This is a genomic window from Bradyrhizobium sp., from assembly GCF_016462955.1.
In the GTDB taxonomy this organism is placed as follows: Bacteria; Pseudomonadota; Alphaproteobacteria; order Rhizobiales; family Xanthobacteraceae; genus Bradyrhizobium.
The window spans coordinates 1-1519 of record NZ_JAEMSD010000528.1 but is presented as its reverse complement, the minus strand read 5'-3'; the positions used below and the strand labels follow the sequence as shown (position 1 = coordinate 1519).

At 61.4% G+C, this 1519-nt stretch carries 2 protein-coding genes; one reads left to right on the top strand and one right to left on the bottom strand.

Annotated features, from left to right (window positions below; genetic code table 11):
- Positions 1-147: 147 nt before the first annotated feature.
- Complete coding sequence (locus tag JHD07_RS33515) at positions 148-471, bottom strand: DUF1476 domain-containing protein (protein WP_291629951.1); 324 nt, start codon at positions 469-471, stop codon at positions 148-150.
- Between the two features lie 321 nt (positions 472-792).
- Here JHD07_RS33515 and purC point away from each other — a divergent pair.
- Positions 793-1519, top strand: a 727-nt coding sequence (purC, locus tag JHD07_RS33510) for a phosphoribosylaminoimidazolesuccinocarboxamide synthase (RefSeq protein WP_291629948.1), incomplete at its 3' end; no start/stop codon positions are given.

The window sequence follows — 1519 nt, the reverse complement described above, 5'->3', positions numbered from 1 at the left end:
AGTACGGCGCCAGCGGCAACGTGCCGGAATATGGTTTCAAGGAGGGTTGATTTGGTTTTCTGTCATTCCGGACGCCGCGACAGCGGCGATCCGGAATCTCGAGATTCCGGGTCCGCGCTGGCGCGCGTCCCGGAATGACACTTGGCGTTACTTCCCCGCCTTCACCTCGGCCGCGGCCACCGCGAGCAGCTCGCTCATCTTGGCGCGGATCGCCTGCTCGGTGACGGCGACGTTTTTGGCGGCGAAATCGCCCGTGATCTTGCGCAGGACGTCGGCATCGCCGGCTTCCTCGAAGTCGGCCGCGACCACTTCCTTGGCATAGGCCGTGGCGGCATCACCGGTGATGCCGAGCTTTTCGGCCGCCCACAGGCCGAGCAACCGGTTGCGGCGGGCCTCCGCCTTGAACTTCTGCTCCTCGTCGAGGGCGAACTTCTTCTCGAAGCCTTCCTGGCGCTTGTCGAACTGGCTCATACCTTGTTCCAAATCCCTGCTGAATGGCGCGGGCGCCTTCCGTTGCGGCGGCCCGGCTGCCTGCCTACATAGATAGCACGAATCGGCAAAACAACGGGCCGTTAAGCCGCAGGCAAGACGGTATAAGTTGGTGCTGGACGGCCGGATCGATTGTGCTCGGACAGCCAATCGGATAGGTTGCCTGAAGGCTTGGTTCCCGTTCTGTTTCCAATGGTTAAGAATGGGTTCCCGGCTGTTCACGGCAGCTCCGCTGTGGGTCTCAATCCTCGTCAACCGGAGCACACCAGATTCATGGATTTCAACAAAACACGGTACATCCCCATGAGCCGTCGGCGTCGCATTTATGAAGGCAAGGCAAAGGTTCTCTATGAAGGCCCGGAGCCGGGTACCTTGATTCAGCACTTCAAGGACGACGCGACCGCGTTCAATGCGAAGAAGCATCAGGTGATCGAGGGCAAGGGTGTCCTCAACAACCGGATCTCGGAGTACCTGTTTCAGCACCTCAACGACATCGGCGTGCCCACGCATTTCATCCGCCGGCTCAACATGCGCGAGCAGTTGATCCGCGAGGTCGAGATCGTGCCGCTCGAGGTTGTGGTGCGCAACGTCGCCGCGGGATCGCTGTCGCAGCGCCTCGGCATCGAGGAAGGCACGCAGCTGCCGCGCTCGATCATCGAGTTCTATTACAAGAACGACCAACTCGGCGATCCGATGGTCTCCGAAGAGCACATCACCGCGTTCGGCTGGGCCACGCCGCAGGAGATCGACGACATGATGGCGCTGGCCATTCGTGTGAACGACTTCCTCACCGGCCTCTTCCTCGGCGCCGGCATCCGTCTCGTCGACTTCAAGATGGAATGCGGCCGGCTTTGGGAAGGCGAGATGATGCGCATCGTCGTCGCCGACGAGATCTCCCCCGACTCCTGCCGCCTGTGGGACATCAAGTCGAACGACAAGCTCGACAAGGATCGTTTCCGCCGCGACATGGGCGGCCTCGTGGAGGCCTATACCGAGGTCGCGCGCCGTCTGGGCATCATGCAGGAAAACG